Here is a 13476-nt window from a genome sequence, read left to right on the forward strand (position 1 = left end):
GTACTTAACGATGCCGCCACCGCGGCCTGCTGTCAATACCTACGGCTCGGTCTTGCCGCTCAGACTCGGTTGGCCGCGGCTTGAGCGAGCTGGACGCGGGAAGTGAAGCCGAGTTTGGTGTACACGTGGGTCAGGTGGGTTTGCACGGTCCGCGGCGAGACGAACAGCCGCGTCGCAATGTCCTTGTTGGCCAGTCCCTCGCTCACTAGTCGCACAACATCCAACTCGGTCGGCGTGAGTGAATCCCAACCCGTGGCCGGCCGTTTGCGCCACCCGCGGCCACGTTGCGCATAGGCGATCGCCTCCTCGGTGGACAACGCCGCACCCTCGGTCCAAGCGGCATCAAAGTCCTTGCGGTCCATAGCATCTCGCAACGTCGCCACGGACGCCTCATACTCCGCTTGGTAGATAATGAAGCGGACCACGCCGATGCGCCGCCGGATCGCCTCTGCCGCGCCGAAAAGCCGCACCCCTTCCGTATGCGTGCCGGCGTCGCCGGCCAGGCCGGCGAGGCATTCAAGCACGTCAGGGAGATCCACGAATGCCCCGCTGTCGACCGCGCAGCACAGTGCGTTATGGGCATCATTTGCGGCCTCTTCTGGCTTGCCCTCGGCGATCGCGATCCGGGCGCGCGTCGCAAGCGCCACCATCAGGTGCCGGCCGGTCAGCGCTTGCACGGCTTCGTCGCACCAACGGCGGGCCGCGGTGACATCACCCCCCGCCAGCGCAACCTGGGCATTGAAGGCCCGCTGCGGCGCCGCAATCTGCGGCATGACCGAACCCAAACTCTTCCACGCCGCCCCGCTCGCGTTTTTTGCCGGTTCGACGTCGCCGGCGGCCAGGGCGGTCGTAGCTAACGCCGAGTAGCCCATGCCCGCGAAGTATTCGCCCAAATCGGCGGCGTCGAGCGCCGCGTCAGCGGCCGCCCGAGCGGCGCTCACGTCGCCCTGGTATGCGAGGGCGATGGACAGGCCCTGGACGCTATTTGCCTTCTGCATGATTTCCTGCGCCGTCTCGGCCTCTTCCACGACCTCGCCGAATTGCGCAGTGGCTTCGGCAAGATCGCCTCGCATCATCTGTGCGAATCCAAGGCACCACCGACACCAAAGCTCATCTGACTGGCTACCGATCGCGGTTGCAAGCTCCCGTCCCTCTTCGGCGGCCGCGCGCGCCGCGACGGGGTAACCGGCCACGACCGCGTCAATTGCCTGGTACGTAAGGATTTGGGCCAGCCTCCACCGATCGTCGACGGCGCGGGCAAGGTCGATCGCCTCGGCGAAATACTCCGCCGCCACCTCGGCGCGGGCTACGGCGACCGCGATCAAACCGCAGGTCGTGAGCGCGCGAGCCAGCAGCGCGGGCTCGTTCACCTCGCGCGCAATCGCCAGAGCCTGTTGGGCCTGCTCCATACCCGTCGCGGCGTCGACAAAGATGTCGAGCAGGGCCTTGTCGGCCAGCGCTCGGGCGCGCACCGCGGCCGCCACCTCGAGCTGGCGTGTGTTCACGTCGGCGAGGACGGCGTCAAACCAGTCCCGCCCCTCGCGGATGCAGCCACGTGTCATCCACATGGGAAGCAACGAGGACGCCAACGCCAAGGCCAGATCTGTGTCGGAATTGTCACGGCTCCAAACAAAGGCGGCGCGCAGGTTGTCGATTTGGGTCTCGGCATGGTCGAGGCGCTGTGCATAGTCGGCGTGGCCCGGGTTGTCGAGCAGCGCGGCCAGCCCTGTGTAGTGGTCGCGGTGGCGCGACCGCACCGCGTCGACCTCGCCGGCCTCGTCGAGCTTTTCCAGGGCGTATTGCCGCATGGTTTCTAACATCCGATAGCAGGTTCGACCCGTGGTTTCGTTGGCCACCACCAGCGACTTCTCCACGAGCAGGGTGAGCCCGTCGAGGACCTGATACCGCGGCACATCACTACCTCCAACGACCGCTCGCGCGTCGTCGAGGAAAAAGCAGCCCACGAACACCGCCAGTCGGCGGAACAAGATCCTCTCGGGTTCGGTCAAGAGCGTGTACGACCAATCCACCGAACCCCACAGCGTCTGCTGGCGGCGCGACAGGGTACGCGCGATACCGCCGGTCAACAGCTGGAAGCGGTCACGCAAACCATCCACGATCTCGGCCAATGACAGCGCGCGCACCCGCGCCGCCGCCAGCTCGATCGCCAGCGGCATACCGTCCAGACGTTCGCAGATCTCGGTCACCGCGGCGACATTGTCGTCGGTGAGACGGAAATCGGGCCGAACGCGTCGGGCCCGGAAGCTGAACATCTCGATGGCCTCATCGCGCAACGACAGCGACGGCACCTGGTAACTCACCTCGCCGGGCACACGGATCGGCTCACGACTGGTTGCCAGCAACCGCACTCCCGGACATGCCTCCACGAGGACCATTACCAAGGCCGCGCTCGCTTCGATCAGATGCTCACAGTTATCCAACACCAGCAAGGCTCGGCGCGCGCCGAGGTGACGCACCACGGTGTCCGTCGTCGAGCGGCCGGGCTGGTCATGCAGGCCAAGTACCCGCGCCACCGTGATCGGCACCAGATCGGGGTCGGTGATCGGTGCCAGGTCCACGAACCACGCGCCGCCGAACTCACCCGCCAACTGGGCGGCGAGCTGCGCTGACAGCCGTGTCTTGCCCACACCGCCCGGGCCAGTCAGGGTCACCAACCGGTTCTCGGCTAGTAACTGGTGCACCTCGCCGATCTGCGCGCCACGCCCCACGAAACGCGTGAGATGTACCGGGAGACCATGGGCGAGCGCCTCGCTGGAAGCTCGCAGCGGCGGAAACTCGACACGAAGATCGGGATGGCATAGCTGCACCACCCGCTCCGGGCGCGGCAGATCACGCAGCGAGTGAGTCCCCAGATCAACCAGCCAGGCTCCCTCGGGCAGCCGGTCCACCACCAAATTCTCGGCCGCACCCGACAGCACCGTCTGACCTCCATGCGCCAAGTCACGCAACCGCGCGGTCCGGTTGATGGTCGGCCCGGCATAGTTGCCCTCGTCGCGCAGCCGCACTTCCCCGGTGTGAATCCCGATGCGTAACCGGATCGGGGCCAGCGACGCTCGCTGCAGGTCCAGCGCAGCGGCGACCGCATCGGACGCACGGGTGAACGCGATCACAAAACTGTCGCCCTCGCCCTGCTCGACCGGGCGCACCCCGTCATGGGTGGCGATCACTTCGGACAGCACTTGATCGAGGCGCTTGACCGCAGCGCTCATTTCCTCGGGTTGGGTCTCCCACAGTCGTGTTGAACCCTCGACATCGGCCAACAGCAATGTCACCGTGCCCTGCGGCAGCAACTCGCTCACGCCCATCGCTCCACTCAGTCGCACTCATGCTAACCAGCATCCGGCCACCGTGGAACCGCGAAACACGCTCAAGTAAGCAAATACTGAATCCGTCGCGGTTGCGTGGGGACGCGGGCCGGACACCCGATACCATCGCGACCCTTATCAGCCGTGCGCGCCGGGCGTGCCGAACGGCAACCCACGACTACGGCCCTGAGTTATGCCGCCGTTACCGCCCGTCACCGCCGTGCCCGTGTTACTTATCCGTCTGCGTGGCCGCCGTCATCACCGAGGTGGTCGCACAACAGGTTGGTGAGCCGTCGACCGGTCGCCACCGCAGCTGCTCGCCGGCGTGGTCATCAACCCGCTCGGGTGCAACCACGACGCACACCGCGAACAATCTACGACCCCTGCGGCACACATATACGCGTTATCGCCGATGGGATTTGCCGCTCCAACGCGCACAGTTGAACGCAGCGCTTGATTGGAAAGGTACGCCACATTGTGAATCCGTCACGCTCACGCGAACGGACGTCGCCATTGCCGAAGCCGGAGTGCGAGTCACGTTGTACTAAGCAGCAGCCGTAGCCGGGCAACGCCAGGATTCACCGCAGGCAGTGGCCGAACGAGCCACAGAAATGACCAAATTGCGCCGTCACCATGGTGGCTTCAATTCCGGTGTCGACCAAACTCTGTCTACCCAGGAGAACTATGCCTTACATGATTGCCGAACCCGACATGCTGACCTCGGCGGCGGGAAAGTTGCAGTGCACCCAGCGAGCTCGCGCCGCGCAAGAAATCGGACAGGGTACAACACGTGTGACCAAACACACCTCGCAGTCCAACCCCCGGTTTCAACCCCGGTTTCAATCCCGGTTTCAATCCCGGTTTCAATTGGGCCGGCACGTTCCGAAAGCCGTTTCCCAAGAAGGGTTTCTGGTTCAGCCTTTCACCCAGCATTGCCACGTCATCCACACCGAGGGAGATCATGCTGTCATCGGGATATCTCCAGGGAACAGTTACTTCTCCCGGGAACGCATACGGGATCTGGGAGTCTGGGGGCTCACGAATTTCGACCGAGTGGACTTCGTCTACACCGATGTCCACGTGGCCGAGAGTTACGAAGCGCTAGGCGATTCCGCGATCGAAGCCCGGCGCAAAGCGGTCAAAAACATTCGCGGCGTCCGCGCCAAAATCGCCGCCGCGGTCGACGAACTCGATCCGACCGGGACCCGGCTGTCCGTCCGTCCGATGTCGGAATTTCAGTCCAACGAGGCATACCGGGAGCTGCATGCGGACCTGCTCGCGCGCCTGGACGACGACGAGGATTTCCGCGCTGTCTGCAAGGACCTGGTGCGGCGCTTCCTGTCCACGAAAGTGGTTGCGCAGCAGGGGCCGACGGCCACTCAGGAACAGGTGTGCATGGATTACATTTGCGCCGAAGCCCCACTGTTCCTCGACACACCCGCGATTCTCGGAGTGCCGTCGTCGTTGAATTGCTACCACCAATCACTGCCCATGGCCGAAATGCTCTACGCCCGAGGATCGGGACTAAGGGCATCGCGCAATCAAGGCCACGCCATTGTTACCCCTGATGGGAGCCCCACCGTATGACCGCGACGGTTCTACTCGATGTCCCATTCTCTGCACGTGGGGATCGGATTCCCGACGAGGTCGCGGAATTACGAACCCGCGAGCCCATCCGCAAGGTGCGGACCATTTCCGGTGCCGAAGCCTGGCTGGTCTCCTCGTATGCGCTATGCACGCAGGTGCTGGAGGATCGGCGCTTTTCGATGAAGGAAACCGCCGCTCCCGGCGCTCCCCGCCTGAACGCGCTGACTATTCCACCCGAAGTGGTCAACAACATGGGAAACATTGCCGACGCGGGTTTGCGCAAGGCGGTGATGAAGGCGATCACACCGAAGGCCCCCGGGTTAGAGCAATTCCTACGCGATACGGCGAACTCGCTGCTGGACAACCTGATTACCGAGGGCGCACCAGCCGATCTGCGCAACGACTTCGCCGACCCGCTGGCCACTGCGCTGCACTGCAAGGTTCTGGGCATTCCGCAAGAAGACGGCCCGAAGCTGTTCCGCAGCTTGAGTATCGCCTTCATGAGTTCGGCCGACGCAATCCCGGCCGCGAAGATCAACTGGAATCGCGACATCGAATACATGGCCGGAATTCTGGAAAACCCAAACATCACGACCGGCCTCATGGGCGAGCTCGGCCGGCTCCGGAAAGATCCCGACTACTCGCACGTCTCCGACGAACTGTTCGCCACTATCGGCGTCACTTTCTTCGGTGCCGGTGTCGTCTCAACCGGCAGCTTCCTCACCCTGGCGCTGCTATCGCTGGTACAGCACCCACGACTGCGGAACTTGTTGCGTGAAAAGCCGGAACTAATCCCGGCCGGTGTGGAGGAACTGCTGCGGATCAACCTCTCCTTCGCCGACGGGTTACCACGCCTGGCCACCGCCGACATCGAGGTCGGCGACGTGCTGGTCCGCAAGGGGGAGCTGGTGCTGGTGCTGCTCGAGGGCGCCAACTTCGATCCCGCGCACTTCCCGAACCCGGAGACGATCGACCTCGACCGGCCGAACCCCACCTCTCACCTGGCGTTCGGCCGCGGCCAACATTTCTGTCCTGGATCTGCCCTTGGCCGCCGCCATGCACAGATCGGCATCGAGACAGTGCTGCAAAAGATTCCGGGCTTCGACCTGGCCGTACCGATCGACCAATTGGTGTGGCGCACCCGGTTCCAACGACGCATCCCCGAACGCCTGCCGGTGCTGTGGTAGACCTTCGTCCCGACGGTGGGGCGCACTGCCATCCTGCCTGACCGAGGAGTGATGCACGTCAAGGCGCAAGTGCGATCCGCCGTTGTCCGCGGAGCCCAGTTCCGTCAGCGAGGTCAGCGGTATGTGCCTCTAGTTGTGCTGAGCGCGGCGGCTGGGTTGGATGCCAGCGGCGTGTCGATGCTGAACAGCGCTTTGCCGTCGATGGGCATGGAGTTCGGCACGTCGACGCAAAGCCTGTCGTGGGCGGTCACCGGGTATGCGCTCGCGTTCGCTGGTCTCGTGTTGTGCGGTGGTGCGATGACCGATCGGCTGCGTCGCCGGCAGGTGCTGGTCGCGGGTTTGGCAATGATCGGCCTGGGTGATGTGCTCGCGATCGTGGCGCCCACATTTTGGACCGTCGTAGCGGGGCGGGTGTTGCAGGGCGTGGGCGCGGCGATAACCATGCCCGCGACCACCGCGCTGCTGACGTCGGTTTATCACAGCGATCCGATGCGCTCACGCGCATTGGGCGTGTTCTCCTCGGCACAGGCAGGCTGCTTCGCGGCCGGTCTCATCCTCGGTGGAGTTATCACCAGCGCCCTCGGTTGGCGTTGGGTGTTTGCTCTGCACGTCGTGGTGGCGGCGTTCACAGCCGCTGCGGCCGTCCGGTGGCTGCCCATTGGCATGCCGCGACACCGCCAGCCCCTAGACCCCACCGGAGCCGGCGCGCTGGTGACAGCGATCACCCTGATGATTCTGGCGGCAAATATGGCATCCCGGCGCTTCGACCTCCCAGGCCTCCTGCTGGCCGCTGCCATGCTCACGGCCGCTGCGGCCATGGGCTCGCTGTGGTGGTGGCGTAGCCGGATATGCGACACCGAGGCGCTTTTGCTGAATCGGGCGCTGCTGCGTATACAGTCGGTGCGCCGCGCGGCTGTGGTGGCCGGCAGCTTCTTCTTTTGTGGCACCGGTTCGTTGTTTTTGCTCCCGCTATACCTGCAACAAACGCATGGCCTGTCGCCCGCCGCATCGGGGCTGGCGATTCTTCCAGTCAGCCTGGCAGTGACCGGCGCGGCACTGGCGTCCGGCCGGCTAATGAAAACCCGCGGGCCGCGCATGTTGCTGATATTGGGCGTTGCGTTGACCTCAGCGGGTGTGTTCTTGTGGTGCACCGTCGGGGCGAACAGCCCCTACGCGGGCGCCATCCTCGCCGGGCTGATCGTCACCGGAATAGGGCAGGGACTGGCATTTCCGGCCCTCACCGCGGTTGGTCTGCAGGAAGTGCCAGCTGACGCCCACGGTATGGCGTCGGCTATCACGATCACAGCGCTCCAGGCCGGTGGTGCAATCGGGCCCACAGTCCTGGCAGGGATCGCCCAAAGCATTGCTCCGGCCCGCGACTGCGGTTTGGCTTTGGCCGGCTACCACCTGGGCTTCGCCATCGCAGCGAGCACATTGCTGTGCGTTGCAATTCCAGCGGTCATTGGCCTTCGGATCGGCTCAGCGGCGCGGCCGGGATGGTCCGCCGCTGACGCTGGCCGCCTGCATGATCGGCGACGGGCGGTATCGGAGGCACGCCTCGTGCCGTCAATGCGACAATTCGGGACTTGAGTTGACAACGACGGCAGGTCCCATCGCGGCGTCAGACAAAGCGGCATTCACGGTGCCGCTACCCATATCAGCCGTCGGCGCCGGCAGGGCCTGGTGCGCCGAACAGCGATCCGCGACGACCGCCCACACCGCCGGTCCCGACAGGATTGCCGAACCCGCCTGCACCGCCGGCTCCGCCGTCGCCGACTAGCACGGCATCGCCGCCTTGGCCGCCGTTCCCGCCGCCACCTTGAACACCGGTGGCCGGGTTCAGCCCGCCGGTGCCACCGGCCCCACCGGCCGCGCCATTGCCGATCACCGCGGCATTGCCGCCGGCACCGCCGTTACCGCCGATACCTCCGGTCCCGCTATTTCCGCCGTTTCCGCCGTTGCCACCGACCGCGGGATTGCCGATCAGCCGGGCATGGCCGCCGGCACCGCCGTTACCACCATTACCCGGGGTTAAGGTGCCGAGCACACCGTTACCGCCGTTCCCTCCGACCCCGCCGCTGCCGATCAATCCGGCAACCCCGCCGGCACCGCCCATGCCGCCGTCCCCGCCAGGGTTGGCCTTCCCTAGACCTAGACCGCCGTTTCCGCCGTTCCCGCCGGATCCGCCGTTGCCCTGTAGCAGTCCGCCATTCCCGCCGCCACCGCCGATGCCGCCGTCCCCCCCACCGGGCAGCCCCGTGCCGCTGAACGTTGCGGTCCCGCCGTTCCCGCCGTACCCGCCGTTCCCGCCAGCGCCGATCAGCCCCACACTGCCGCCGACACCGCCCATGCCGCCGACACCACCAACGTTGCCGCCCCCGCCGTTTCCGCCGTTTCCGCCGTCTCCACCGGCGTCAGATGTGTAGAAGAGCCAGCCCGTCCAACACCCCACCGGCCCCGCCGTTTTGCCCCGGCCCCCCATCGGCGCCGTTGCCGATTAGCGGGCGCCCCAGCAACGCTTGGGTGGGCGCATTGATCGCATTGAGCAGGCTCTGCTCGACGTTGGCTGCCTCAGCGTTCACATACGCCCCCGCACCCGTGCTCAGGGCCTGCACAAACTCCTGATGAAACGCCGTAGCTTGGGCGCTAAGTGCCTGATAACCCCGGGCATGGGCCCCGAAGATCGCCGCGATCGCGGCCGACACCTCATCTGCGCCCGCTGCCAGCACCCCGCTCGTCGGCAGCGCCGCCGCCGCATCCGCCGCGCTGATCGTCGAACCGATACTCGCCAGATCGGTGGCTGTGGCCGCCATGAGCTCCGGCGCCGCAAACACAAATGACATCCCGCACCTCCGACCAGCTCAGCACGACCCCGGTATGTCCCGCTACAGGCGAACACTCGGTAGGGGCCGATAGTATCGTGATCAGGACGCGATGAAAACACATTCAGCGAAAATATATTCAGCAAATCAGCTGCCTTAGCGAAGCCACGTCGCTACGGAGACTTCGGATCAGGGCCGCGTGTCGTTACTTGACGCGTTCCTAGGTCGCTTGCAACACCAGCGGCGGACCCGGGTCGGGTGACAGCGGAACATTCTCGCGCTGCATCAACCAGCCCGCGATGTTGTGGAATAGCGAAGCCGCGGAATGCCCTGGCGTCCCGTCCGCGTTGCGCTCCGGGTTGTCCATCATCAGGCCGATGACATAGCGGGGATTGTCGACGGTGGCCATCCCGGCGAACGTGATCCAGTAGACGTTATCGAAATAGCAACCGCAGGCCGGGTTGATCTGCTGCGCCGTCCCCGTCTTGCCTGCCATCTGATAGCCCGGCACCGCGGCGGCAGGCCCGGTCCCCTGCTGGTAGCCCATCGGGTCGTGCTGCACGACGGCACGCAGCATCTGCCGCACCGTCTGGGCGGTCTGCGGCGACACCACCCGGACCCCGTCGGGTCGTGGTTCTTCGGTCCGGGTGCCGTCGGCGGCGATGGTGGCCTTGATGATCCGCGGCGGCATCCGCACCCCGTCGTTTGCGATGGCCTGGTACATGCCGGCCATCTGCAGCAAGGTCATCGAAAGACCCTGTCCGATAGGCAGGTTGGAGAATGTGCTGCCCGACCATTGGTCGATCGGGGGCACCAGTCCGGCACTCTCCCCGGGCAGCGCCACACCGGTGCGCTGACCCAACCCGAACTTGCGAACCATGTCGTAAAAGCGTTCGGGGCCCACGCGCTGCGCCAGCATCAGCGTGCCGACGTTCGAGGACTTCCCGAATATGCCGGTGGTGGTGTAGGGCATCACACCGTGTTCCCAGGCGTCGTGCACTCCGACACCACCCATCTGGATCGAGCCCGGGACCTGCAGCACCTCATCGGGGTTTGAGAGCCCGTACTCGATGACCGAGGACGCGGTGATGATCTTGTTCACCGAGCCCGGCTCAAACGGCGAGGACACCGCCAGGTTGCCCAGTTGCTTGTCACCCTGACGCCCGATGTCCTGGGAAGGATCGAAGGTGTTGTCGTTGGCCATGGCGAGCACCTCACCGGTCTTGGCGTCGAGTACGACCGCCGAGACATTGTGGGCGCCGGACAGGTTCTTTGCCTGCTGTACCTGCTGCTGCACATAGAACTGAATGTCATCGTCGAGCGTGAGCTGGACGGTCGAACCGTAGACCGCCTTGTGTCGATTGCGGTAGCTGCCAGGAATGACGACGCCGTCCGACCCGCGGTCGTAGGTGACCGAACCGTCGGTTCCGGCCAGCACGGCGTCCAGGGAGTCCTCTAGTCCCAGGAGGCCGTGACCGTCCCAGTCGATGCCGCCGACGATGTTGGCCGCCAGCGACCCGCCCGGGTACTGGCGCAGATCCTGGCGCTCGGAACCGACTTCGGGATACTTCTCCGAGATCGCGCTGGCAATGGCGGGATCGACGGCGCGCGCCAGATAGACAAACGACTCGTTGCTTTGCAGCTTCTTCAGCAAGGTCGCGGCGTCGGGCTTGTTGTTCAGCTTTCCCGCGACCTCCTTGGCGATGTCCTTGAGCCGCTGCTGCGGGTCTGGCGCGCGCGAGGACTTCTTCTTGGCCTCGTCCAGCTGCTGGCGAATCCTCTTGGGCTGGAAGGTCAATGCGCGCGCCTCGATGGTGAATGCAAGTCGGTCGTTGTTGCGGTCGACGATGGCGCCACGGACCGCTCGTTCGACGTCGGTGACCTTGAGTTGACCGGCCGCCTGGGCGCGCAGCTCGGCGGCATTCGAAACCTGCAGCATGAACAGCTGCGTCGCCGCCACCACTATCAACACGAAGATGACCGCGTTGCCGGCCCGATGCCTGAATACGAACGACGCACCGCGGCTCGCGACTTCCATCGCCTGGCGGGTACGCCGGTCCCGTGCCGAGCGACCCGCCGAGACTTCCGCAGGCCGCACCGCAGGACGAGATTTCTTGGCTTCCTTGGCCTTCCGGGAACGCTTCGGCTCTCCAACGTCCGTGGCTTTGCTACCCTTTTGCGGAGTCCGGGGCCGCTTCGGTTGCCGGATGTCGTGACCTTTCTGCGGTTTGCGGGGACCGCGCGCCGGCCGCGCCGACTGCGACGGACGTGTCCGGCGCGACTCGCCGCGACTCACCGTGGCGCCCCTGGCGCCGGGGCGATGACGGGGGTGAATTGTTCGCCGTTATCCGGCACTGGCATGAGCGCGGGAGGTAGGGCCGTCGGCTGCGGTGCGACGGGGGCCAGAGGTGGTACTCCTGGGGCCTGGGGCACTGTCCCCGCTTGCAATGGCACCGGCACTTCTGCCGGCACGTGGACAGACAATGGGGGCGCTGCGTTTACCGGAGCCGGCAGCTGGCCCGGCACCCCCGGCACTACCCCAGGGCCCTCCGGCAGCTGGACTCCGGGCACCACCGGCGGCTGGCCCGGCACCCCCGGCACTACTCCAGGCAGCACCTGCGGCTGGCCCGGCACCTGGGTTGCCAGGTGCGGGTCAACGCCCAACGTCGACGAACCGTCTGGCGCTCGGAGCAGCAACTGCGGCCCGGGCCTGGCGGGCGCAGGGGGATCACCGGGGCCTGGCGACAGCCGGACCGGAACCTCGGGAGGAACCACCGGCGGCTTTGGGGGCGGCGGCGGACCCTCTTCGGGCAGCTTCGTGTTCAGCGGCGGCGGGGGTACGCCGTCGGCCGGCTTAGGGGTACCCACGACCACCCAATTGCCGTCCGGAGCCTGTACCAGGTGTGCGGTATCCCGCGTCGGGATCATGCCCTGCTTGCGGGCCGCCTCTGCCAGCGCCGGGGCGGACTGTGCCTCACGCACATCGCGTTCGAGCGCCTCCTTCTGCTGCTGCAGCATCCGGGTCCGCTCGCGGGCGTGGCTCAACTGGTACGAACGCTCGGCGGCGTCAGTGGACAGCCACAGCGTCAGGCCCAGCCCGACACCAAGCGAACCGATGACCAGCACGACGAACGGGACCTTGCTCGCTATCGTGCGTGGCCGCAGGTCGATGGACGCCAGCCGGGCGGCCACACGCTCGGTCAATTTAGGCCGAACAACCTTGGGCGCCTTAGCTTTCCGGGCCTTGGCCCGCGCCTTGGCCTGACTGGTGTTCTTGGGCCGGGCGGGCCGATCGACAGGCCGGGGAATCGGGCTCGTTTGCGGTCCGGACTGCGGCGTCCGCGCCTCCTTTGTGGGCGCGGTGGTCTTACGGGTGCGACGCGACGACGCCGAGTCGGCCTTCGTACCGAGCCCGGTGCGCCTGCTTGATCGGGCCGAACCGTCCCGCCCGCTGCGACGGTCGCTGCCGCGGCGTTTCGGCCCCTCGCGCTTCGCGCTCATGAATCGCCCTTCCCAACTCGTTGCAGGGCCCGCAACCGCACGGGGGCGCTGCGGGGATTGCGTTCGATCTCGGCGGCATCCGCTCGTTCGGCGCCACGCGTCAGCGACCGGAATCGCGGTGCGAGACCGGGAAGTTCGACCGGAAGGTCCGGCGGCGTTTGGGAGGCGACCGCGTCAGCGAACACTCGCTTGACGATTCGGTCCTCCAGAGACTGGTAGGACATCACCACGATGCGTCCGGCGACGGTGAGCGCGTCCAGCGCCGTGGGAATTGCGGCGCGCAGCGAGTCCAGTTCCTCGTTGACCGCGATGCGCAGCGCCTGAAATGTCCGCTTGGCCGGATGCCCGCCGGTGCGCCGGGCCGGTGCCGGAATCGCCTCGTACAGCAATGCGACCAGTTCGGCGGTCGAGGTCAACGGGGCACGGTCGCGCTGACGGACGATATGTGCAGCGATCCGGCGCGCGAACCGCTCCTCGCCATACCGGCGCAGAATGTCGGTCAGCGCGGCCTCGTCGTAGGTGTTGACGATGTCAGCCGCGGTCAGCGGCGCCGACGGGTCCATCCGCATGTCCAGTGGTGCATCCTTGGCGTAGGCGAACCCGCGCTCCGGACGGTCCAGCTGCATTGACGAGACACCAAGATCGAACAGCACGCCGTCTACCGATTCCACTGCGCCATAACCGGATTCGGCCAGCGCGGCGGCGAGTTCGTCATACCGCTTGTGCACCAAGGTAATCCGATCGGCGAATCGCGCGAGCCTCGTTCGCGCGATGTCCACGGCACTCGGGTCGCGGTCGAGTCCGATCAGCCGCACGCCCGGCAAGGCGGTGAGGAATCGCTCCGCGTGGCCGCCCGCGCCGAGCGTGGCGTCGACGAGGACGGCGTTCGACCCGTCTGAGTGGTGGCGGGTCAGTGCCGGGGTGAGCAACTCGACGCAACGATCCGCCAGCACCGGCACATGACCGAAATCGCTTGGCTGCGCTCTCCGATCAGGCATCGTGGCACCTTTCCGGGTCCAGCGTGCCTTGTTTCGGGACCCGCCTACCGGTGGC

General features: G+C 66.1%; 9 protein-coding genes. 3 read left to right on the forward strand and 6 right to left on the reverse strand.

Annotation, left to right across the window (positions count from 1 at the left end):
• Window positions 1–59: 59 nt before the first annotated feature.
• Complete coding sequence (locus MSIMFI_RS17610) at window positions 60–3320, reverse strand: helix-turn-helix transcriptional regulator (protein ID WP_191498427.1); 3261 nt, start codon at window positions 3318–3320, stop codon at window positions 60–62.
• A gap of 690 nt (window positions 3321–4010) precedes the next feature.
• On the opposite strand from MSIMFI_RS17610, the gene MSIMFI_RS17615 reads away from it, so the two are divergent.
• From MSIMFI_RS17615 to MSIMFI_RS17625, 3 genes are read left to right on the forward strand one after another with little or no spacing between them, the layout of a single operon-like run.
• On the forward strand, window positions 4011–4913 hold the full coding sequence (locus tag MSIMFI_RS17615; protein WP_191498428.1) for a tRNA-dependent cyclodipeptide synthase: 903 nt from the start codon (window positions 4011–4013) through the stop codon (window positions 4911–4913).
• Complete coding sequence (locus tag MSIMFI_RS17620; protein ID WP_191498429.1) at window positions 4910–6100, forward strand: cytochrome P450; 1191 nt, start codon at window positions 4910–4912, stop codon at window positions 6098–6100. Before MSIMFI_RS17615 ends, MSIMFI_RS17620 begins: the two co-directional genes overlap by 4 nt.
• 51 nt (window positions 6101–6151) lie before the next feature.
• Entirely contained in the window at window positions 6152–7690 is a 1539-nt protein-coding gene (locus MSIMFI_RS17625) for an MFS transporter (RefSeq protein WP_191498430.1), read from the forward strand.
• A gap of 67 nt (window positions 7691–7757) precedes the next feature.
• Here the strand turns inward: MSIMFI_RS17625 and MSIMFI_RS17630 are convergent, their stop codons facing one another.
• The 5 genes from MSIMFI_RS17630 to rsmH form a co-directional block, all read right to left on the reverse strand.
• Window positions 7758–8552 carry a hypothetical protein gene (locus MSIMFI_RS17630; protein WP_191498431.1) on the reverse strand — a complete coding sequence of 265 codons (795 nt, stop codon included), beginning with the start codon at window positions 8550–8552 and terminating at the stop codon, window positions 7758–7760.
• Entirely contained in the window at window positions 8515–8943 is a 429-nt protein-coding gene (locus MSIMFI_RS29775; RefSeq protein ID WP_191498432.1) for a PE family protein, read from the reverse strand. Before MSIMFI_RS29775 ends, MSIMFI_RS17630 begins: the two co-directional genes overlap by 38 nt.
• Before the next feature lie 199 nt (window positions 8944–9142).
• Window positions 9143–11218 carry a peptidoglycan D,D-transpeptidase FtsI family protein gene (locus MSIMFI_RS17640; protein WP_191498433.1) on the reverse strand — a complete coding sequence of 692 codons (2076 nt, stop codon included), beginning with the start codon at window positions 11216–11218 and terminating at the stop codon, window positions 9143–9145.
• Window positions 11215–12423: a hypothetical protein gene (locus MSIMFI_RS17645; protein ID WP_191498434.1), complete on the reverse strand. Its 1209-nt coding sequence runs from the start codon at window positions 12421–12423 to the stop codon at window positions 11215–11217. The genes MSIMFI_RS17640 and MSIMFI_RS17645 overlap by 4 nt, the downstream gene beginning before the upstream one ends.
• Window positions 12420–13421, reverse strand: coding sequence for a 16S rRNA (cytosine(1402)-N(4))-methyltransferase RsmH (rsmH, locus tag MSIMFI_RS17650; protein ID WP_390632967.1), 1002 nt, complete (start codon window positions 13419–13421; stop codon window positions 12420–12422). The genes MSIMFI_RS17645 and rsmH overlap by 4 nt, the downstream gene beginning before the upstream one ends.
• Window positions 13422–13476 lie beyond the last annotated feature (55 nt).

The sequence above is a fragment of the Mycobacterium simulans genome, assembly GCF_900232995.1.
Classification (GTDB): domain Bacteria; phylum Actinomycetota; class Actinomycetes; order Mycobacteriales; family Mycobacteriaceae; genus Mycobacterium; species Mycobacterium simulans.

Excerpts from the sequence above, each read along its gene's own strand:
- rsmH (WP_390632967.1), bottom strand. The coding sequence starts at position 13,421 with ATGCCTGATCGGAGAGCGCAGCCAAGCGATTTCGGTCATGTGCCGGTG.
- MSIMFI_RS17645 (WP_191498434.1), bottom strand. The coding sequence starts at position 12,423 with ATGAGCGCGAAGCGCGAGGGGCCGAAACGCCGCGGCAGCGACCGTCGC.
- MSIMFI_RS17625 (WP_191498430.1), top strand. The coding sequence starts at position 6,152 with ATGCACGTCAAGGCGCAAGTGCGATCCGCCGTTGTCCGCGGAGCCCAG.
- MSIMFI_RS17615 (WP_191498428.1), top strand. The coding sequence starts at position 4,011 with ATGCCTTACATGATTGCCGAACCCGACATGCTGACCTCGGCGGCGGGA.
- MSIMFI_RS29775 (WP_191498432.1), bottom strand. The coding sequence starts at position 8,943 with ATGTCATTTGTGTTTGCGGCGCCGGAGCTCATGGCGGCCACAGCCACC.
- MSIMFI_RS17620 (WP_191498429.1), top strand. The coding sequence starts at position 4,910 with ATGACCGCGACGGTTCTACTCGATGTCCCATTCTCTGCACGTGGGGAT.